Annotated in this window: 18 protein-coding genes; 15 read left to right on the plus strand and 3 right to left on the minus strand. The window is 61.2% G+C overall.

The window, feature by feature from the left end; all coding sequences use genetic code 11:
* Positions 1-83 precede the first annotated feature (83 nt).
* The 14 genes from BK665_RS11855 to BK665_RS11925 all read left to right on the plus strand — a co-directional run bounded on the left by BK665_RS11855 (position 84) and on the right by BK665_RS11925 (position 15,719).
* Positions 84-1,706 carry a methyl-accepting chemotaxis protein gene (locus tag BK665_RS11855; RefSeq protein WP_123405650.1) on the plus strand — a complete coding sequence of 541 codons (1,623 nt, stop codon included), beginning with the start codon at positions 84-86 and terminating at the stop codon, positions 1,704-1,706.
* Positions 1,706-2,242 (plus strand): chemotaxis protein CheW, encoded by a 537-nt coding sequence (locus BK665_RS11860; protein ID WP_123405652.1) that lies wholly within the window; start codon positions 1,706-1,708, stop codon positions 2,240-2,242. Before BK665_RS11855 ends, BK665_RS11860 begins: the two co-directional genes overlap by 1 nt.
* Complete coding sequence (locus BK665_RS11865; RefSeq protein WP_123405654.1) at positions 2,239-3,510, plus strand: CheR family methyltransferase; 1,272 nt, start codon at positions 2,239-2,241, stop codon at positions 3,508-3,510. Before BK665_RS11860 ends, BK665_RS11865 begins: the two co-directional genes overlap by 4 nt.
* The gene (locus BK665_RS11870) at positions 3,507-4,190 is read left to right on the plus strand and encodes a chemotaxis protein CheW (RefSeq protein ID WP_123405656.1); all 684 of its coding nucleotides are present in this window, start codon (positions 3,507-3,509) and stop codon (positions 4,188-4,190) included. The genes BK665_RS11865 and BK665_RS11870 overlap by 4 nt, the downstream gene beginning before the upstream one ends.
* The gene (locus tag BK665_RS11875; RefSeq protein WP_123405658.1) at positions 4,187-6,478 is read left to right on the plus strand and encodes a hybrid sensor histidine kinase/response regulator; all 2,292 of its coding nucleotides are present in this window, start codon (positions 4,187-4,189) and stop codon (positions 6,476-6,478) included. The genes BK665_RS11870 and BK665_RS11875 overlap by 4 nt, the downstream gene beginning before the upstream one ends.
* Complete coding sequence (locus BK665_RS11880; protein WP_123405660.1) at positions 6,475-7,485, plus strand: chemotaxis response regulator protein-glutamate methylesterase; 1,011 nt, start codon at positions 6,475-6,477, stop codon at positions 7,483-7,485. Before BK665_RS11875 ends, BK665_RS11880 begins: the two co-directional genes overlap by 4 nt.
* A gap of 48 nt (positions 7,486-7,533) precedes the next feature.
* Positions 7,534-8,535: a response regulator gene (locus tag BK665_RS11885; protein WP_123405662.1), complete on the plus strand. Its 1,002-nt coding sequence runs from the start codon at positions 7,534-7,536 to the stop codon at positions 8,533-8,535.
* Between the two features lie 257 nt (positions 8,536-8,792).
* A protein-coding gene (gene prfB, locus BK665_RS11895) for a peptide chain release factor 2 (RefSeq protein WP_123405666.1) occupies positions 8,793-9,888 on the plus strand; the annotation gives its coding sequence in 2 pieces (ribosomal slippage) (positions 8,793-8,864 and positions 8,866-9,888; 1,095 coding nt in all).
* Positions 9,889-9,982: 94 nt separating this feature from the next.
* On the plus strand, positions 9,983-11,485 hold the full coding sequence (gene lysS / locus BK665_RS11900) for a lysine--tRNA ligase (protein WP_123405668.1): 1,503 nt from the start codon (positions 9,983-9,985) through the stop codon (positions 11,483-11,485).
* A gap of 101 nt (positions 11,486-11,586) precedes the next feature.
* On the plus strand, positions 11,587-12,303 hold the full coding sequence (locus tag BK665_RS11905) for a TetR/AcrR family transcriptional regulator (protein ID WP_123405670.1): 717 nt from the start codon (positions 11,587-11,589) through the stop codon (positions 12,301-12,303).
* Between the two features lie 150 nt (positions 12,304-12,453).
* Positions 12,454-13,020, plus strand: coding sequence for a hypothetical protein (locus BK665_RS11910; RefSeq protein WP_123405671.1), 567 nt, complete (start codon positions 12,454-12,456; stop codon positions 13,018-13,020).
* A 36-nt stretch (positions 13,021-13,056) separates the two neighbouring features.
* On the plus strand, positions 13,057-14,334 hold the full coding sequence (locus tag BK665_RS11915; RefSeq protein ID WP_123405673.1) for a flavohemoglobin expression-modulating QEGLA motif protein: 1,278 nt from the start codon (positions 13,057-13,059) through the stop codon (positions 14,332-14,334).
* A 144-nt stretch (positions 14,335-14,478) separates the two neighbouring features.
* Positions 14,479-15,393, plus strand: a complete 915-nt coding sequence (locus tag BK665_RS11920; protein WP_123405675.1) for an alpha/beta hydrolase — start codon at positions 14,479-14,481, stop codon at positions 15,391-15,393.
* A complete protein-coding gene (locus BK665_RS11925) occupies positions 15,390-15,719 on the plus strand; it encodes a PA3694 family proteiin (protein ID WP_123405677.1) in 330 nt (109 codons plus the stop codon). Before BK665_RS11920 ends, BK665_RS11925 begins: the two co-directional genes overlap by 4 nt.
* A 204-nt stretch (positions 15,720-15,923) precedes the next feature.
* Here BK665_RS11925 and lptF read toward each other — a convergent pair whose 3' ends face one another.
* From lptF to BK665_RS11945, 3 genes are all read right to left on the minus strand, one after another.
* Positions 15,924-16,712: a lipotoxin F family OmpA-related lipoprotein LptF gene (gene lptF, locus BK665_RS11935; RefSeq protein ID WP_123405679.1), complete on the minus strand. Its 789-nt coding sequence runs from the start codon at positions 16,710-16,712 to the stop codon at positions 15,924-15,926.
* 55 nt (positions 16,713-16,767) lie between these two features.
* Positions 16,768-17,181 carry a DUF4398 domain-containing protein gene (locus tag BK665_RS11940; RefSeq protein WP_123405681.1) on the minus strand — a complete coding sequence of 138 codons (414 nt, stop codon included), beginning with the start codon at positions 17,179-17,181 and terminating at the stop codon, positions 16,768-16,770.
* 375 nt (positions 17,182-17,556) lie between these two features.
* Positions 17,557-17,901 (minus strand): pilin assembly protein, encoded by a 345-nt coding sequence (locus BK665_RS11945; RefSeq protein ID WP_123405682.1) that lies wholly within the window; start codon positions 17,899-17,901, stop codon positions 17,557-17,559.
* Between the two features lie 203 nt (positions 17,902-18,104).
* On the opposite strand from BK665_RS11945, the gene ppc reads away from it, so the two are divergent.
* A complete protein-coding gene (ppc, locus tag BK665_RS11950) occupies positions 18,105-20,735 on the plus strand; it encodes a phosphoenolpyruvate carboxylase (RefSeq protein WP_123405684.1) in 2,631 nt (876 codons plus the stop codon).
* The last annotated feature ends 136 nt before the right edge of the window (positions 20,736-20,871 follow it).

Raw genomic sequence — 20,871 nt, forward strand, 5'->3', positions numbered from 1 at the left:
AGAAGTGGCAAGTCTGCCGTCTTATAAATGAGACACCCTCAGCTATACTCCGCAGCATTTGAAAATGGCCCCGAGGACATACTGTGAAGAACTGGACGTTGCGCCAACGCATCTTGGCGAGCTTTGCGGTCATTATTGCCATCATGCTGTTGATGGTCGTCGTCTCGTATTCCCGGCTGCTGAAGATCGAGGCCAGTGAAGAAAGCGTGCGTGAAGACGCAGTGCCCGGGGTGTATTACAGCTCCACCATCCGTGGCGCCTGGGTCGACAGTTTTCTCCAGACCCAGGAAATGCTCGGCTTGAAGGAAGGGCAGGGCATCAGTGCCGAAGACGCCGCCGACTTCAAAAGCTTCGAAGCACGCGTGGTCGATGCGATGGACAGCTATCGCAAAACAGTCACCACGGATGAAGACCGGGTTGAATTCGCCGCTTTCGAAAAGCTCCATGAGCAGTACAACAAGATCCTTGCCACGGTGCTCGAATTGCATAAACGCAATGAGGAAGCCGAGGCCATCAAGATGTTCAACGAGCAACTGACCCCGACCTGGACGGCCGGGCGCATGAAGCTCAACGATATCCTGCGCGAAAACAAAGCCGTGGCCGATCAGGACATGGCCAACATCGATGACGCCGTGCTCACTGCGAAGATCATCATGGGCGTGTCCCTGCTGATCGCGGTGCTGGCCGCCGGCCTCTGCGGCCTGCTGCTGATGCGCGCGATCATGGCGCCGATGAACCGCATCGTGAAAATCCTGGAAATCATGCGCACCGGCGACCTCAGCAGTCGCCTGAACCTGGAGCGCAAGGACGAATTCAACGCCGTGGAAACCGGCTTCAACGACATGATGACCGAGCTGACCGCCCTGGTGTCCCAGGCCCAGCGTTCGTCGGTGCAGGTCACCACGTCGGTGACGGAAATCGCCGCCACTTCCAAGCAACAACAAGCCACCGCCACCGAAACCGCCGCCACCACTACGGAAATCGGTGCGACCTCCCGTGAAATCGCCGCCACGTCCCGTGACCTGGTGCGCACCATGACCGAAGTCTCCACCGCCGCCGATCAGGCCTCGGTGCTGGCTGGTTCCGGGCAGCAAGGTTTGGCGCGCATGGAAGACACCATGCACTCGGTGATGGGCGCGGCGGATCTGGTCAACGCCAAACTGGCGATCCTCAACGAGAAGGCCGGCAACATCAACCAGGTGGTGGTGACCATCGTCAAGGTCGCCGACCAGACCAACTTGTTGTCGCTCAACGCCGCCATCGAAGCCGAGAAGGCCGGAGAATACGGTCGCGGTTTTGCTGTGGTCGCCACCGAAGTGCGACGTCTGGCGGATCAGACCGCCGTGGCCACTTACGACATCGAACAAATGGTGCGTGAGATTCAGTCGGCGGTGTCCGCCGGGGTCATGGGCATGGACAAATTCTCCGAAGAAGTGCGTCGCGGCATGTCCGAGGTGCAGCAGGTTGGCGAGCAGTTGTCGCAGATCATCCATCAGGTCCAGGCGCTGGCGCCGCGGGTGCTGATGGTCAACGAAGGCATGCAGGCCCAGGCCACCGGCGCCGAACAGATCAACCATGCGCTGGTGCAGTTGGGCGATGCCAGCAGCCAGACCGTCGAGTCCTTGCGCCAGGCCAGTTTCGCCATCGATGAACTGAGTCAGGTGGCGGTCGGGCTGCGCAGCGGCGTTTCGCGATTCAAAGTCTGATGAGCGAACTCACGGCCAAACGCCACGCCGTGACAGCGACCAGACTGGCGCTGTTCCTGGTGTTTCGCGTCGGTAACGAGCGTTATGCCCTGCAAGCCATCGAGGTGGCGGAAGTGCTGCCGCGCCTGCCGTTGAAGCCGATTGCCCGGGCGCCGGATTGGGTGGCCGGGGTGTTTGCCTATCGCGGCGCGGTGGTGCCGGTGATCGACCTCAGCGCCTTGACGTTCGGTCAACCGGCCCAGGCCCGCACCAGCACGCGACTGGTGCTGGTGCACTATCGCCCGGACGAGCACGCGCCCGCGCATTTGCTCGGGCTGATTCTGGAACAGGCCACCGACACCGTGCGCTGCAACCCGGCGGATTTTCAGCCCTATGGCCTGGACAATCCCCAGGCGCCGTACCTCGGCCCGGTACGCAAGGATGCCCAGGGTTTGCTGCAATGGGTGCGGGTTGCCGATCTGCTGGACGATCAGGTGCGGGCGCTGCTGTTTCCGTCCCCGCCCCTGGACCTGGCATCGCTAGGGGAGCAGCCATGAGCAGCGACCAGCGCTTTTTTGATTTCCTCAAGGACCGCATCGGTCTCGACGTCGCGTCGGTCGGCCCGGCAATCATCGAGCGCGCCGTGCGCCAACGCACCACGGCGTCCCAGGCGCTGACCGCCGATGAGTATTGGCACACCTTGCAAGGCTCGCGGGATGAGCAGCAAGCGCTGATCGAAGCAGTGATCGTCCCGGAAACCTGGTTTTTCCGTTACCCGGAATCCTTCGCGACCCTGGCGAAACTGGCGATCAAGCGCCTGGCCGACATCAACAACATGCGCGCCCTGCGGATTCTCAGCCTGCCGTGTTCCACCGGCGAAGAGCCGTACTCCATCGCCATGGCCTTGCTCGATGCCGGGCTCAAGCCCCATCAGTTCAAGGTCGAAGGCATGGATGTGAGCCCGCTTTCGGTGGAGAAAGCCAAGCGCGCGCTGTACACCAAAAACTCCTTTCGCGGGCAGGACATCGCTTTTCGCGAGCGGCATTTCAGCGCCGAAGAGGACGGCTACCGACTCAGCGAACGGGTGCTGGAACAGGTGCGTTTGCAGGTCGGCAATCTGCTGGATCCTGCCTTGCTCGCCAGCGAGCCGCCCTATGACTTTGTGTTCTGCCGCAACCTGCTGATCTACTTCGATCAGCCGACCCAGCAACAGGTGTTCGAAGTGCTCAAGCGCCTGACCCATGTCGACGGCGTGCTGTTTATCGGCCCGGCGGAGGGCAGTTTGCTCGGGCGTCTGGGCATGCGCTCGATCGGCATCCCGCAGTCGTTTGCCTTCAGTCGCCAAAGTGCGCCGAAACCCGAGCCTCTGCCGACCTTCGTGCCGACCCCGCTGCCGGTGCGCCAACCGGTGCGCAGCGTGACCCCGCCACCAGTGCGCAGCCGCCCTTTCGCCAGCGGCGTGCCGTTGCCGACGACGGTGAAAACCGCCAACCCCGACGCCGCCTCGCTGCTGGCGAACATCGCCGCGCTGGCCAACGAAGGCAAGAGTGCCGAAGCCCGCACCGCCTGCGAAAGTTACCTGCGCAGTCACGAACCGGTGGCCCAGGTGTTTTATTGGCTGGGGCTGCTCAGCGATGTCGCCGGCCGGGCGCTGGAGGCCCAGGGTTTTTATCGCAAGGCGTTGTACCTCGAACCGCAACATCCCGACGCGTTGATGCACCTGGCGGCTTTGCTGCAATCCCAGGGCGACACGGCGGGCGCCAAACGATTGCAGGACCGCGCCGCCCGCAGTGAGCGCGCCGCCGACAGTGAGCGTAAACGATGATCGTCTCCGACACCTTGAGCGTCACCCACGAAGATGCCCAGGCCATCGACGACTGCTGGAATCGCATCGGTATCCATGGCGACAAGTCCTGCCCGTTGCTGACCGAGCACATTCATTGCCGCAATTGCGCGGTGTACTCCGCCGCCGCTACGCGCTTGCTCGACCGCTACGCCTTGCAGCAAGAAGATCACGAGCAGGTGGCGACAGCGGTCGAAACCGACGTCAAAACCCGTTCGCTGCTGATGTTCCGCCTCGGCGAAGAATGGCTGGGCCTGGCCACGCGCAGCCTGGTGGAAGTGGCGCCGCTGCAAACCATTCATTCCTTGCCGCACCAGCGCTCCCGGGCCTTGCTCGGCGTGGCGAATGTGCGCGGTGCGTTGGTCGCGTGTTTGTCCCTGGTGGAATTGCTCGGCCTCGACGCGACCAACAACGCGCCTGCCGGTGGGCGAGTGATGCCGCGCATGTTGATCATCGCCGCCCGGGGTGGCCCGGTGGTGGTGCCGGTTGACGAAGTGGATGGGATTCACGCCATCGACGAGCGCATCCTCGATGCGGCGTCCCAGTCCGGCGCCCAGGCCAGTGCGAAATACACCCGTGGCGTATTGCAATTCAAAGGTCGCAGCCTGCGTTGGCTGGATGAAGAACAGTTGTTGTCCGCCGTGACCCGGAGCCTCACATGACCCCCGAGCAAATGCGCGACGCCTCTTTGCTGGAGCTGTTCAGTCTGGAAGCCGAGGCCCAGACCCAAGTGCTGAGCGCCGGGTTGCTGGCCCTCGAACGCGATCCGACCCAGGCCGATCACCTGGAATCGTGCATGCGCGCGGCGCACTCGCTCAAGGGCGCGGCACGGATTGTCGGCGTGGATGCCGGGGTCAGCGTGGCCCATGTGATGGAGGATTGCCTGGTCAGCGCCCAGGAAGGGCGGCTGTATCTGCGGCCCGAGCATATCGATGCGTTGCTGCAGGGCACCGACCTGTTGATGCGCATCGCCACCCCACACAATGCGCCTTCGGCGGTGGAAATCGACGCCTACGTGGCGCTGATGGGGCGCTTGCTCGATCCGATGGCGCTGGCGCCGCCGATCAGCACACCGATTGCACCGTTCATGGACCAGCAACAGGCGCAGCCGCCGGCGATCGAGGTGCCGATCCCGGTGGTCGAGTCGCTGCCGATTGCACCCTCCGAGCCGCCGCGCAAGACCCGGCGCACCACCGAAAACGGTGAGCGTGTATTGCGGGTCACCGCCGAACGCCTGAACAGCCTGCTCGACCTGTCGAGCAAATCCCTGGTGGAAACCCTGCGGCTCAAGCCGCATCTGGCGACCATGCAGCGCCTCAAGCGCATACAAAGCAACGGTCTGCGGGCCCTGGAAAACCTCAACGTCCACCTCAAGGATCAGAACTTGAGCCTGGAAGCCCAGGAAGCGCTGGACGATGCCCGCCGGTTATTGGCCGAATCCCAGCAGTTGCTGGTGGAAAAGAACGCCGAACTGGATGAATTCGCCTGGCACGCCAGTCAGCGTGCCCAGGTGTTGTACGACACAGCCCTGGCCTGTCGCATGCGCCCGTTTGCCGACGTGCTGACCGGGCAGGTGCGGATGGTTCGCGACTTGGGACGTGATTTGGGTAAACAGGTGCGGCTGGAAATCGAAGGTGAAAAAACCCAGGTCGACCGCGATGTATTGGAAAAACTCGAAGCACCGCTGACCCATCTGCTGCGAAATGCCGTGGACCATGGCATCGAAACCCCGGAACAACGGCTATTGGCCGGCAAGCCAGCCGAAGGTTTGATTCGTCTGCGCGCGTCGCACCAGGCCGGTCTGCTGGTGCTGGAACTGAGCGATGACGGCAATGGCGTCGACCTGGAAAAGGTCCGCCGCAGCATTATCGAGCGCCAATTGTCCCCGGCGGACACCGCTGCGCAGTTGAGCGAAGAAGAGCTGCTGACCTTCCTGTTCCTGCCGGGTTTCAGCCTGCGGGACAAGGTGACTGAAGTGTCCGGGCGCGGTGTCGGCCTGGACGCGGTGCAGCACATGGTCCGCCAGTTGCGCGGCGCGGTGGTGCTGGAGCAGACGGCGGGCGAGGGCAGTCGTTTCCATCTGGAAGTGCCACTGACCCTGTCGGTGGTGCGCAGTCTGGTGGTGGAAGTCGGCGACGAGGCCTATGCCTTCCCGCTGGCGCACATCGAGCGCATGTGCGACTTGGAGCCGGAAGACATCGTCCAGCTCGAAGGCCGCCAGCACTTCTGGTACGAAGGCCGGCACGTCGGTTTGGTCGCGGCCAGTCAGTTGCTGCAACGTCCCGCGAGCCAGACCAGCCAGCAAACCCTCAAGGTCGTGGTGATTCGCGAGCGCGATGCGATCTACGGCGTGGCGGTTGAACGCTTTATTGGCGAGCGGACCTTGGTTGTATTGCCGCTGGATGAACGGCTGGGCAAGATTCAGGACATTTCCGCCGGGGCCTTGCTCGACGACGGTTCGGTGGTGTTGATTGTCGACGTCGAAGACATGTTGCGTTCGGTGGACAAACTGCTCAACACCGGGCGTCTGGAGCGCATTGCCCGCCACAGTAATCAGGCCCCGGAAGCGGCGCGCAAGCGGATTCTGGTGGTGGACGATTCTTTGACCGTGCGCGAGTTGCAGCGCAAGTTGCTGCTCAATCGCGGCTACGACGTGGCCGTGGCGGTGGACGGTATGGATGGCTGGAACGCCCTGCGTTCGGAGGATTTCGATTTGCTGATCACTGACATCGACATGCCGCGCATGGACGGCATCGAACTGGTGTCTTTATTGCGCCGGGACAACCGCCTGCAATCGCTGCCGGTGATGGTGGTGTCCTATAAAGATCGCGAAGAAGACCGTCGTCGTGGACTGGACGCCGGAGCCGACTATTATCTAGCCAAAGCCAGTTTTCATGACGACGCCCTGCTCGATGCAGTGGTTGAGCTCATCGGAGGAGCGCGGGCATGAAAATCGCTATCGTCAACGACATGCCCATGGCGGTGGAGGCTCTGCGCCGCGCCTTGGCATTCGAACCGGCGCACCAGGTGATCTGGGTTGCCAGCAATGGCGCCGAGGCAGTACAACGCTGTGCCGAACAAACCCCGGACCTGATCCTGATGGACCTGATCATGCCGGTGATGGATGGCGTGGAAGCGACCCGGCGGATCATGGCCGATACGCCCTGCGCCATCGTGATTGTCACAGTGGACCGCCAGCAGAATGTGCACCGGGTGTTCGAAGCCATGGGCCACGGCGCGCTGGATGTGGTCGATACCCCGGCCATCGGTGCCGGCAATCCGGCGGAAGCGGCGGCGCCGTTGCTGCGCAAGATCATGAACATCGGCTGGCTGATCGGCGACAAAGGCAACCGGGTGCGCTCGGCGCCGAGCCCGCTGCGCAGCTCGGGTTCCCGGCAAAAACTGGTGGCCATCGGTTCGTCCGCAGGCGGGCCGGCGGCACTGGAAGTCTTGCTCAAGGGCCTGCCACGGGATTTTTCCGCGGCCATCGTGCTGGTGCAGCACGTGGACCAAGTGTTCGCCGCCGGCATGGCCGAATGGCTCAGCAGCGCCAGCGGCCTCAACGTGCGTCTGGCCCAGGAAGGCGAACCGCCCCAGGCCGGCACGGTGTTGCTGGCCGGCACCAACCACCATATTCGCTTGTTGAAAAACGGGACGCTGGCCTACACCGCCGAACCGGTCAACGAGATTTACCGGCCCTCGATCGATGTGTTTTTCGAGAGTGTGGCCAGTTACTGGAACGGCGACGCCGTGGGCGTTTTGCTCACCGGCATGGGTCGCGACGGCGCGCAGGGGCTCAAGCTCATGCGTCAACAGGGCTACCTGACCATCGCTCAGGACCAGAACAGCAGTGCGGTGTACGGCATGCCGAAAGCGGCTGCGGCCATCGACGCCGCCGTTGAAATTCGCCCACTGGACAAGATAGCGCCACGATTGCTGGAGACTTTTCCCAAATGACGACTTTTCTCAGCAATCCTGGCCCAAGTAGTACTCAGGTGACCGCACATGAATGACTTACAGCTCGACGACTTCAAGACCGACGAAAACGCCGCCATGGTGTTGTTGGTGGACGATCAGGCGATGATCGGCGAGGCGGTTCGGCGCGGTCTGGCGAATCAAGAGAACATCGATTTTCACTTCTGTGCCGACCCGCACCAGGCCATCGCCCAGGCGATTCGGATCAAGCCGACGGTGATCCTGCAGGACCTGGTGATGCCCGGTCTCGACGGTTTGAGCCTGGTGCGCGAATACCGCAACCATCCGGCCACCAAGGACATTCCAATCATCGTCCTCTCGACCAAGGAAGACCCGCTGATCAAAAGCGCGGCGTTCGCGGCCGGGGCCAACGATTACCTGGTGAAACTGCCGGACAACATCGAGCTGGTGGCGCGCATCCGCTATCACTCACGCTCCTACATGACCCTGCTCCAGCGTGACGCGGCTTACCGGGCGTTGCGGGTCAGCCAGCAGCAGTTACTCGACACCAACCTCGTCCTGCAGCGGCTGATGAACTCTGACGGCCTGACCGGCCTGTCGAACCGCCGTCACTTCGACGAATACCTGGAATTGGAGTGGCGACGTTCACTGAGGGACCAGACTCAACTGTCTTTGCTGATGATCGACGTGGACTACTTCAAGTCCTATAACGACAGCTTCGGCCACCTTGAAGGCGACGAAGCCCTGCGCAAGGTCGCCACCGCCATCCGCGACGCCAGCGCCCGACCTTCGGACCTGCCGGCCCGCTATGGCGGTGAAGAATTTGCACTGGTACTGCCCAACACCTCGCCGGGCGGTGCACGGCTGGTGGCGGAAAAACTGCGCCAGACCGTGGCGGCGTTGAAGATTCCCCATGTGTTCCCGGTTGAAGGTTCGAATCTGACGATCAGTATCGGCCTGTCGACGATTACCCCGCAGGCGGGCAGCGATTGCCGGGAGTTGATCTCGGCGGCGGATAAGGGGCTGTATCTGGCGAAGAACAATGGGCGCAATCAGGTGGGGATTGAGTAACCACCGGCCTCGCTTCTAACTGTGGGAGCGGGCTTGCTCGCGAAGGCGGTGTGCCATTCAACATCCATGCTGACTGACAGGGCCTCTTCGCGAGCAAGCCCGCTCCCACAGGCTGGATTTTTTGACAACCTCGGCGGCGAGTGACTCAGGCTGCACCCAAATCATTCACCCCTAAAGCCGCCAGGCGGGCTGCCGTGACAGCTTGATTACGTTATACTCGCCGGCTTTCAAAAGTTCGCCAACGAGTGCTGCCCGCCATGGAAATCAACCCGATCCTTAACAGTATCAAGGACCTGTCCGAGCGCTCCGAAACTATTCGGGGGTATCTTTGACTACGATCAAAAGCATGAGCGTCTGACTGAAGTCAATCGCGAGCTTGAAGATCCGGCTGTCTGGAACAACCCGTCATACGCCCAGGAACTGGGGCGCGAGCGTTCGCTGCTGGCGCAGATCGTCGAAACCCTCGACGAAATGCACACCGGCCTGGCCGATGCCAAAGAACTGCTGCTGATGTCCGCCGAAGAAGAAGACCAGGGCGCCGTCGATGACGTCGCGACCGAGGTCGAGCGTCTGCGCGAATCCCTGGAAAAACTCGAATTCCGTCGCATGTTCAGCGGTGAGATGGACGCCAACAATGCCTACCTGGATATCCAGGCCGGCTCCGGCGGCACCGAGGCCCAGGACTGGGCCAACATCCTGCTGCGCATGTACCTGCGCTGGGCCGATAAACGCGGTTTCGACGCGACCATCATGGAGCTGTCCGCCGGTGAAGTCGCCGGGATCAAGGGCGCCACGGTCCACATCAAGGGCGAATACGCCTTTGGCTGGTTGCGTACCGAGATCGGCGTGCACCGTCTGGTGCGCAAGAGCCCGTACGACTCCGGTAACCGTCGCCACACCTCGTTCTCGGCCGTGTTCGTGTCGCCGGAAATCGATGACAACATCGAAATCGACATCAACCCGTCGGACCTGCGCATCGACACCTACCGCTCCTCCGGTGCCGGTGGTCAGCACGTAAACACCACCGACTCGGCCGTACGTATCACCCACGTACCGTCCAACACCGTGGTCAGTTGCCAGAACGAACGCTCCCAGCACGCCAACAAAGACACCGCGATGAAAATGTTGCGGGCGCGCTTGTACGAGCAAGAAGTGCAGAAACGCAATGCCGCCTCCCAGGCCCTGGAAGACACCAAGTCGGACATCGGCTGGGGTCACCAGATTCGCTCTTACGTGCTCGATGCGTCGCGGATCAAGGATCTGCGCACTAACATCGAACGCAGTGACTGCGACAAGGTGCTCGACGGCGATATCGACGAATACCTGGTAGCAAGCTTGAAACAAGGGCTATAAGGCACGCCCTGCAGGATCATCCTGCAGGCGCGAGGCTCGCCCGCGAACCCCGGCGAATGCCGGGGGCAACGAACCTGATGGAATATTTAAAGACATGAGCGACCAAGAACTCGACCCGCAAGCCCTGCAACAGGAAGAAAACTCCCTGATCGCCCTGCGCAAGGAAAAGCTGGCTGCCGAGCGCGCCAAGGGCAATGCCTTCCCCAACGACTTCCGCCGCGATAACTACTGCGAAGACTTGCAGAAACAGTACGCGGACAAGACCAAGGAAGAGCTGGCAGAGGCTGCAATCCCGGTCAAGGTTGCCGGTCGCATCATGCTCAACCGTGGCTCGTTCATGGTGATCCAGGACATGTCCGGGCGCATTCAGGTTTACGTCAACCGTAAAACCCTGTCCGAAGACACCCTGGCCGCGGTGAAAACCTGGGACCTGGGCGACATCATCGCCGCCGAAGGCACCCTGGCCCGTTCCGGCAAGGGCGACCTGTACGTCGAAATGACCAACGTGCGCCTGCTGACCAAATCCCTGCGCCCGCTGCCAGACAAGCACCACGGCCTGTCCGACACCGAACAACGCTATCGCCAGCGCTACGTAGACCTGATCGTCAACGAAGACGTGCGCCACACCTTCCGCGTGCGTTCGCAAGTGATTGCCCACACCCGCGCCTTCCTGATGAAGCGTGACTTCCTGGAAGTCGAGACGCCGATGCTGCAAACCATCCCCGGCGGCGCAGCGGCCAAGCCGTTCGAAACCCACCACAATGCGCTGGACATGGGCATGTACCTGCGCATCGCGCCGGAGCTGTACCTCAAGCGTCTGGTAGTCGGTGGTTTCGAGAAGGTGTTCGAGATCAACCGCAACTTCCGTAACGAAGGCGTTTCGACCCGTCACAACCCAGAATTCACCATGTTGGAGTTCTACCAGGCCTACGCCGACTACGAAGACAACATGGACCTGACCGAAGAACTGTTCCGCGAACTGGCGCAGCTGGTTCTGGGCAGCACCGACGTGCCTTACGGCGACAAAGTGTTCCACTTCGGCGAACCGTTCGTGCGTCTGTCGGTGTTCGACTCGATCCTCAAGTACAACCCTGAGCTGACCGCCGACGACCTGACCGACATCGACAAGGCCCGTGCCATCGCCAAGAAGGCCGGCGCCAAGGTGCTGGGCTTCGAAGGTCTGGGCAAGTTGCAGGTGATGATTTTCGAAGAGCTGGTCGAGCACAAGCTGGAACAGCCGCACTTCATTACCCAGTACCCGTTCGAAGTGTCGCCGCTGGCCCGTCGCAACGATGACAACCCGAACGTCACCGACCGTTTCGAGCTGTTCATCGGTGGTCGCGAAATCGCCAACGCCTACTCCGAGTTGAACGACGCGGAAGACCAGGCCGAGCGCTTCATGGCCCAGGTGGCCGACAAGGACGCCGGTGACGACGAAGCCATGCACTACGACGCCGATTTCGTTCGTGCGCTGGAGTACGGCATGCCGCCAACCGCCGGTGAAGGGATCGGCATCGACCGTCTGGTGATGTTGCTGACCAACTCACCGTCGATTCGAGACGTGATCCTGTTCCCGCACATGCGGCCGCAAGCGTAAACGTTTCAGTTAAAAAGCCGCCTAAAACAGGCGGCTTTTTATTGCCTGTCTGGTACAAACGTATCAATTGGTTACTTTTGACGTAAGAGGGAATACCTGTCGTGAATCGTGCATTGGCTCAAGAAGGTGCAGTGGGTGTCGCCACTGCGGTCGCTGAAAGTGTTCAGTACCAGGGCCGCAAGGCCAGCCGACAGGGCAGTGAGCAGCGTCGACAGGACATTCTCGATGCGGCCATGCGCATTGTCGTGCGCGACGGCGTGCGGGCGGTGCGCCACCGTGCCGTGGCGGCAGAGGCCGGTGTGCCGCTGTCGGCCACCACTTACTATTTCAAGGATATCGATGACCTGCTCACCGATACCTTCGCCCAATATGTGGAACGCAGCGCGGCCTACATGGGCAAGCTGTGGGCGAGTAACGAAGGGTTGCTGCGCGAAATGGTGGTCAGCGGCGACGGGACTCCGGAGTCACGCTCGCAATTGGCCGACGATATTGCGCGGCTGATGGCTGACTATGTTCATCGGCAACTGATCAATCGTCGCGAGCACTTGATGGCCGAACAGGCGTTCCGTCAGGAGGCGTTGCTCAACCCGCGCCTGGCGGTATTGGTGCGCTCCCATCAGCAGATCCTGTTGCAGGGCACCTGCCTGCTTTTCGAAGTATTGGGTTCCCGCGAGCCACAACAGGATGCCAAAGTGTTGACGGCCATTATCGGACGGATGGAATATCAGGGCCTGCTCAACGACGCCGAGCCTGCGACCGAAGCCGAAATGCTCGGGATCCTTACGCGCTACATGCATCTGGTATTGGCGTCGGTGTAACCCCGTAAACCTGTGGGAGCGGGCTTGCTCGCGAAAGCGGTGTGACAGTCGATATAAATGTTGAATGTTAACCCGCCTTCGCGAGCAAGCCCGCTCCCACATGGGATTGGTGGCCACATGAGGTCTGCGTTTGTTCATAGGGAGTGTTGAATGAAAGCCTGGCGCGTCGTTGTGATCGCCTTGTCGTTCCTGCTGCTCAGTGGCTGTCTGGTGACCTTCAAGGACCCGCTGCCTTCGAGCGAACCCGCGCCCAAAGGGCTGCTCGGCAAATGGACCAGCACCAACGCCTGGGGCGAACCGATGAACCTTGAGTTGACGCGCATCGGCAACAATCGCTATCAGGCCGTCAGTTATTTCAAAGCCAAGCCCCGCGAGCGCGAGGCCTATCCCTTCACGGTGTCGCGCCACGGCAGTCGCTGGTACTTGTCAGCGCCGGTGCCGGCCAGGTTCGGCGGCCACTTCACAATCGCCGGGTTCGAAGTCAACGAAAAGCACGAACTGGTGGTCTACAACCTCGACCTCGAGCAGATCAACCAGGCCATGGGGCAAAAAGCCCTTAGCGGCGAAAGCTTCCAGACCGACGACGGCGACGGTGTACTGATCAATACCAACATGGATCAGGTCTTCGCTTACCTCGATGACCCGGCCAATTCCGACGTGTTCGTCGAAGCGGTGCGCTACCAGCGCCTGGCCAAAGCCAAAGCTACAGTCAAATAAAGCCAGCACCTCACGGTTTTTCTACAGGAGTTTCGGGTGGACGATTACCAGCAGACGATACGCATTTTGTCCGATCGCATAGTGCTGGCGCAGACGCCGATTCGCGTCCTCGATGCGGTCAAGTGGGACGACAACATCCGCAAGGGTTTCCTCAAGGCCAAGGGCAAGGAAATGCCCGCCGTGGACCGTGACTATTACCTGAACCGGCCGCTGTCCTTCGACTCGAGTAAGGTGAAACTGGAATTCCAGAACATCGAGCGCGATATCACCCGCCAGCTCGGCCAGTTCAACCCGGTCGGCCAGATCATGCGCCGCATGTGCAAGGAATACCGGATGGTGGTGCGCATGCTCGAGGCGCGCGGCACCGAGGATTTCGGCCTGATTTCCCAGGAACTGTACGGCGCCGCGTCCGATGCGTTCCACGCCGGCGACCCGACCCTGGCCGATCTCGGCCTGATGATGTCCGACTACCTGAACAACATCGACGGCCGTGGCGATCTGAAGGATGAACCGAAAATCCTCACCGCCAAGGACGCCGTGCACTTGCTGCAAACCCGGCTGAACAAGGTGTTTGGCGAGGCGGAGGAAACCATTCGGGTGTTCGAGTCCGACGGGATCGTCGCCGATGCCGCGGCCGGTGCCGACTACATCAAGATCCGCACCGATGCGATGTTCAACGAGCGTGACGTGCGCGCCCTGGAAGTCCACGAAGGTCTGGTGCATGTGGGCACCACGCTCAATGGTCTGAACCAGCCGATTTGCACCTTCCTCTCCAAAGGCCCGCCATCGTCGACGGTGACCCAGGAAGGCCTGGCGATCCTGATGGAAATCATCACCTTCGCCTCTTACCCGAGCCGCTTGCGCAAACTGACTAACCGCACCCGCGCCATTCACATGGTGGAGGAGGGCGCCGACTTCTTGCAGGTGTTCGAGTTCTTCCGCGAGCAAGGCTTCGAAATGGCCGAAAGCTACGGCAATGCCAGCCGGGTTTTCCGTGGTTCAGTACCTAATGGCCTGCCATTTACCAAAGACTTGTCCTACCTCAAGGGCTTTATCATGGTTTACAACTACATTCAGTTGGCCGTGCGTAAGGGCAAGCTGGAACAGATACCGCTGCTGTTTTGCGGCAAGACCACGCTTGAGGACATGCGGACCTTGCGCCAACTGGTGGACGAAGGCCTGGTGGTGCCACCCAAGTACTTGCCGGACCAGTTCCGCGACTTGAACGCATTGTCGGCGTGGATGTGCTTCTCCAACTTCCTCAACCACCTGAGTCTGGACCGGATCGAAGCCGACTACTCCAACATTTTGTGAGAACCACACTGATCGTTCCCACGCTCTGCGTGGGAATGCCGCCATGGACGCTCCGCGTCCTCTGTGACGCAGAGCGTCACGGGATGCATTCCCACGCGGAGCGTGGGAACGATCAATCATCACTTTTTCGCGAGGTTTCAACGGATGAGAATCCTCGGCATCCTCTGCCTTCTTCTGACCTTGAGCGGTTGCAGCTCGCTGTTGTTCTACCCCGAACCCGGCCAGCCGTTCACTCCGGACAAGGCCAAGCTCGAATTCCGCGACCTCACCCTGACCACGGCCGACGGCTTGAAGCTGCACGGTTGGTGGTTGCCAGTGGCCAAAGGCGTCGAGGTCAAAGGTACAGTGCTGCACCTGCACGGCAATGGCGGCAACCTGTCTTATCACCTCGGTGGGAGCTGGTGGTTGCCGAAAGAGGGTTACCAAGTGTTGCTGGTGGACTATCGCGGTTATGGCCTGTCCGAGGGCAAACCGAGCCTGCCAGAGATCTATCAGGACATCGACGCCGCGTTCAAATGGCTTGACCAGGCGCCGGAGGTCAAGGGCAAGCCGTTGGTCATTCTCGGCCAGAGCCTCGGTGGCTCGATGGCCGTGCATTACCTGGTCCAGCACCCGGAACGCCAGCCTCAAATCAAAGCATTGGTCCTCGACGGTGCGCCCGCCAGCTACCGCGATGTCGGTCGATTCGCCCTGACCACCTCGTGGCTGACCTGGCCATTCCAGGTGCCGCTGTCGTGGCTGGTGCCGGACGGCGACAGCGCGATCAACTCCATGGCGCAGCTCAAAGGCGTGCCGAAACTGATCTATCACAGCATCGACGACAACCTCGTGCCCCTTTCCAACGGCATTCGTCTGTATCAAGCTGCGCCGCCGCCGCGGGTGCTGCAACTGACCCGTGGCGGTCACGTGCAGACCTTCGCCGACCCGGTCTGGCGCCAGGTGATGCTGCGCTACCTCGAAGACCCGCAGCATTTCAATGGTCTGCGCCGCCTGGGTGAAATCCCCAATTACCCGGTGCCCGTGAATTCAAAAGATGAACCACCAGAGAGTCCGCAATGAGTGAAGAACGTAACGCCATCCCGCTGATCATCACCGGTATCTGCACCATCCTCGGCACCGTCGGGGTGCTGTGGTACTACGGCTACCTGCACTTCGCCAAGCCTGAGGATGCGTTGCTGCTCAACGAATTCACCATGCTCAAGACCGTGCCCGGCGAAGACTACAAAGTCGCCCTGGAACCCGCCCCGCAAGTCGCCCAGTGCATCGATGGCGTGCTGGTGCTGTTCGACACCGAGCAAAAAGGCCTGACTGGCGTGTTGATCAACGGCCAGAAAAAAGCCGTGCGCTGCATGGGCCAGGAAACCCCGCAGAAACTCGAGCAGTAACCTAAATCCTGCGATCACGACGATCCAATGTGGGAGCGGGCTTGCTCGCGAAGGCGGTCTGACATTCAATATATTCGTCGCCTGATATACCGCTTTCGCGAGCAAGCCCGCTCCCACAGGCCGCTCCCACAGGGGTGAAGTGTATGCCCAGCAAAAAGCCCCGCCTGATCACTCAGGCGGGGCTTTTGTGTTTCAGCGTGACGCTTAGTTCGAGCTAACCGCCGAACGTGGCACCACTGGCTGGTTGTCGTTGGAAATGGTCACTTCCACCCGACGATTCATCGCACGGCCAGACACACTGGTGTTTTCCGCAACCGGGTATTCCTTGCCATAACCCTGGGCAACGATGCGCGCTGGATCAACACCCATCTTCACCAGTGCGGTGCGTACGGAATCGGCACGACGCTCGGACAGCGTCTGGTTGTGGCCGGCGCTACCGGTGCTGTCGGTGTAGCCTTCGACAATCACTTTGCGATCCGGGTTTTCCTGAAGGAATTGCGCCAGTTTGTTGATGTTCACCAGACCGCTGGACTTCAGGTCAGCACGGTCGGTGGCGAACAGCACGTCACCGAAAGTCACCAACGTACCGCGATCGGTCTGCTTGGCGTTCAGGCTGTCTTGCAGTTGCTTAATCTGCTGGTCGCGAGCGTCCAGACGGGCCTGGGCACGTTGGGCGGCGGCGTTTTTCAGATTGGCTTCAGCGGTGCGCAGGGCGATGGTCTGCTTGGCCACTTCCACGCGCTGGTTGGTCAGGTAAGCCAGTTGGTCAACCTTGGCCTGGTCCTGTTTGTCCTGGTAAGCCTTGTCGGCCTTGTCCAGGTAGTCACTGGCGTCTTTGGTCTCAAGGGCCGCGACTTTGCTCGCTTGCGGGTTGGCTTGCAGGCCGGAGTAGTTCACGCGGGCCTGTTCCAGGTTCGCGTTCGGCGGGGTGGAGCAGGCAGCCAGGGCGACGCTTGCGGCCAGGAGAGCGGGGATCATCAATTGTTTACGCATAATGGTTCGTCCTTTCTATCGATAAGAGCTTCAGGCGTGTGGTCCGGATGCGCGCTTACTGCACAGAGCGCTGACTTTCCTGACGCAGTTCCTGAACACCTTTCTGGGAATCCTTGACAGCCTGTTCGGCCTTCATCGCCTGGGCCTTGCGTTCAGCGACGCGAGCGTCCCACTCGGCTTGTTCGGCCAGGGTGCGGGCCTCGTCATACTTCTTGTCGTGCATGGCGATTTCGGCTTGTTTCAGTTTGTCCTGGGCGGACTTCATTTCCACGGCTGCGAATTCAGTACCACCGGCGCTGACGGCGCTGTTCACGGCGGATTGGGTCACGGCGTATTGCTCGGTCGGCGGGTTGCCAGCGCAACCGGCGAGGACGAAGGTGCTGCCGATCGCCAGTGCAGCCAGTTTCAGACCGCGCAGGTGGGTGAACGAGGATTTGGCAGTGCTGGTCTTCATGGTCTTCAACTCCATTGGATATCTCCTGAAAAACATCTAAATCCATCCTGGTGTGAGGAGCCGTAACCGAATTTTCAAAACGTGATTTGAAACGGCCGTACCAGGCGTGGTTACTGGGTACGACCCGAGGCGTTTTTCAAAAGTTCAGAGAAGATGGCCTATTGCCGAAAAAAACTTTGACCGAGCGGACAAGGCTCTAGGACGGGAACTTTCGCGGTGCGGGGAGGTATTGACGAGTTTTTGCAGGCTCGAAATCACGCCATTTTCGAGACGATATACAGGCCAATGTGGGAGCGGGCTTGCTCGCGAAAGCGGTGGGTCAGACCTATCAATATCGACTGACACCACGCCTTCGCGAGCAAGCCCGCTCCCACAGGTTCAGCGGTAAATTCAGTGTTTCGGCTTGTCGTCGTTCGCCGACAAATCATGCAAATGCCGCCGGGACAACGCGAGAAAGCGCGGGGTCGGGCCAACGTCTTCATACAGCGGATCACCTTCCTCATCGGTGGCCACCACAGTCTGTCCTTTCACGTACGGGAAGCTCGCTTCGAGTTCTTCCAGCGCCGCGCCAATCAGTTCGCCCAGCAGCTCTTCGGGATGCCGTTTGGGGTACATCTCGGTGATCGCTGCCAGCCGGGCGGCGGCTTCCACGTCCAGGTGAATCGTATAGCCAGTGTCGGTCAGGCGACCTTTGGCGTTTTCTTCCCAATGCTGGGCCAGCTCACGGATTTTCATAATGACCTCATGACGCTCCTGCTCATGGCAGGCGGTGTGAGTGTCCGGCGGTGTCCGCCGGTAAGCCGTTGTGCGGCTTACAGTTGAGACTAGCTTTAAGCCACAAGGTTTAAAGTCCCTTTGTCGTGTGGCTTGTAAGAACCGGTCTGGAGCGGCACTCTTGAAGTTCGTAGCCGCCCGGATTTTTTGCTGGAGAACTGCTGATGACCGATATTGATGCACGCTTGCGCGAGGACGTTCACCTGTTGGGTGAGCTGTTGGGCAACACCATTCGTGAACAGTATGGGGACGGTTTTCTCGACAAGATCGAGCAGATCCGCAAAGGCGCCAAGGCTGACCGTCGCGGCTCGATGGACGCCGAACTCAGCGCCAGCCTCAACCAGTTGAGCGAAGACGAGTTGCTGCCGGTGGCGCGGGCGTTCAATCAGTTTCTCAACCTGGCCAATATCGCCGAGCAATATCAGTTGATTCACCGCCGGGAAGAGTCACAGCCCGCGCCGTTCGAGTCTCGCGTGCTCCCCGAAATACTGGCCCGCCTGCGCGCCGAAGGCCACAGCGCCGAATCTCTGGCCCGGCAACTCGGTCGCCTGGAAATCGAACTGGTGCTGACCGCGCACCCGACCGAAGTGGCGCGCCGCACCCTGATCCAGAAATACGATGCCATCGCCGCGCAACTGGCCGCCCAGGATCACCGCGACTTGACCAGCGCCGAGCGCGAGCAGATCCAGGCCAAGTTGCAGCGCCTGATCGCCGAAGCCTGGCACACCGAAGAAATCCGCCGCACCCGCCCGACACCGGTGGACGAAGCCAAATGGGGCTTCGCGGTGATCGAACATTCCCTGTGGCAAGCGATCCCCAACTACCTGCGCAAGGCCGATCAAGCCCTGCACGCCGCCACTGGCCTGCGTTTGCCCCTGGAAGCGGCGCCGATCCGCTTCGCCTCGTGGATGGGCGGCGACCGCGATGGCAACCCGAACGTCACCGCGACGGTCACCCGCGAAGTGTTGTTGTTGGCGCGCTGGATGGCGGCTGATTTGTACTTGCGCGATGTCGATCACCTGGCTGCCGAGTTGTCGATGCAACAGGCCAGCGAAGCGTTGAAAGCCAAGGCTGGCGACAGCGCCGAGCCGTATCGTGCGGTGCTCAAGCAATTGCGTGAACGGCTGCGGGCGACCCGCAATTGGGCGCATGCCTCGCTGACGAAGAGCACACCGGCACCCGCCGATGTGCTGCAAAACAATCGCGACCTGCTCGATCCGCTGGAGCTGTGTTTCAACTCGCTGCACGAGTGCGGCATGGGCGTGATCGCTGACGGTCCGCTGCTGGATTGCCTGCGCCGGGCCGTGACCTTCGGCTTGTTTCTGGTGCGCCTCGACGTGCGTCAGGATTCGTCCCGACACACCGCGGCCATGACCGAAATCACCGATTACCTGGGCCTCGGTCGCTACGAAGACTGGAGCGAGGAAGAGCGCATCGCCTTCCTGATGCGCGAACAGAACAACCGCCGCCCATTGCTGCCGGCGTACTTCAAACCATCTGCTGACACCGCCGAAGTGCTGGCGACCTGCCGGGAAATCGCCGCTGCACCGGGGGCTTCTCTCGGCTCTTATGTGATTTCCATGGCCGGCGCCGCTTCCGACGTGCTTGCCGTGCAACTGCTGCTTAAAGAGGCCGGCGTATTGCGGCCAATGCGCGTGGTGCCGCTGTTCGAAACCCTCGCCGACCTCGACAACGCCGGCCCTGTGATCGAAAAGCTGTTGCTGCTGCCGGGCTATCGCGCGCGCCTGCAAGGGCCGCAGGAAGTGATGATCGGTTATTCCGACTCGGCCAAGGACGCTGGCACCACGGCGGCGGCCTGGGCGCAGTATCGGGCGCAGGAACGTTTGGTGGATATTTGCCGCGAACAACAAGTGGAACTGCTGCTGTTCCACGGTCGCGGTGGCACCGTGGGGCGTGGCGGCGGTCCGGCGCATGCGGCGATTCTGTCCCAGCCGCCGGGGTCGGTGGCGGGGCGTTTCCGCACCACCGAGCAAGGGGAAATGATTCGCTTCAAATTCGGCCTGCCGGACATCGCCGAGCAAAACCTAAATCTGTACCTGGCCGCCGTGCTCGAAGCGACGTTGCTGCCGCCACCGCCGCCGGAGCCGGCCTGGCGCCATTTGATGGATGAATTGGCCGCCGATGGCGTCAAGGCTTACCGCGCCGTGGTGCGGGAAAATCCGCAGTTCGTTGAGTACTTTCGCCAGTCGACCCCGGAACAGGAGCTCGGACGTTTGCCGTTGGGCAGCCGCCCGGCCAAGCGCCGCGCCGGTGGGATTGAAAGCCTGCGCGCCATTCCGTGGATCTTCGGCTGGACCCAGACACGCCTGATGCTGCCGGCCTGGCTCGGCTGGGAAGCGGCCCTGAGCAAGGCACTGGAGCGTGGCGAAGGTGAGCTGCTGGGGCAGATGCGCGAGCAGTGGCCGTTCTTCCGCACCCGCATCGACATGCTGGAAATGGTGCTGGCCAAGGCCGACGCCGATATCGCTCGATCCTACGATGAGCGGCTGGTCGAGCCCGATTTGCTTCCTTTGGGGGCACATTTACGCGACCTATTGTCGCAGGCCTGCGCGGTGGTCCTTGGCCTGACCGGGCAGTCGCAGCTACTGGCACATAGCCCAGATACCCTGGAATTCATTCGCTTGCGCAACACCTACCTCGACCCGCTGCATCTATTGCAGGCCGAACTGTTGGCCCGTTCCCGGCAGCAGGAAGTGGCCCAGGGCAGCCCGGTAGAACAGGCGCTGCTAGTGTCTGTGGCGGGTATTGCCGCCGGTTTGCGAAATACCGGCTAAGGTTTTCGCTGTGGGGTCAGGCACCTGGCGCGAGCACCGGGTGCCTGTGGGCGAGCAGCGCCAGATGTCTGGCAGGCGACAGTTAATGACGGGGTTGCGACTAGGGACACCTCGTTCCCGGGTCACGATGGGCGCG

Source organism: Pseudomonas frederiksbergensis (assembly GCF_003732665.1).
Taxonomy (GTDB): Bacteria; Pseudomonadota; Gammaproteobacteria; order Pseudomonadales; family Pseudomonadaceae; genus Aquipseudomonas; species Aquipseudomonas frederiksbergensis_G.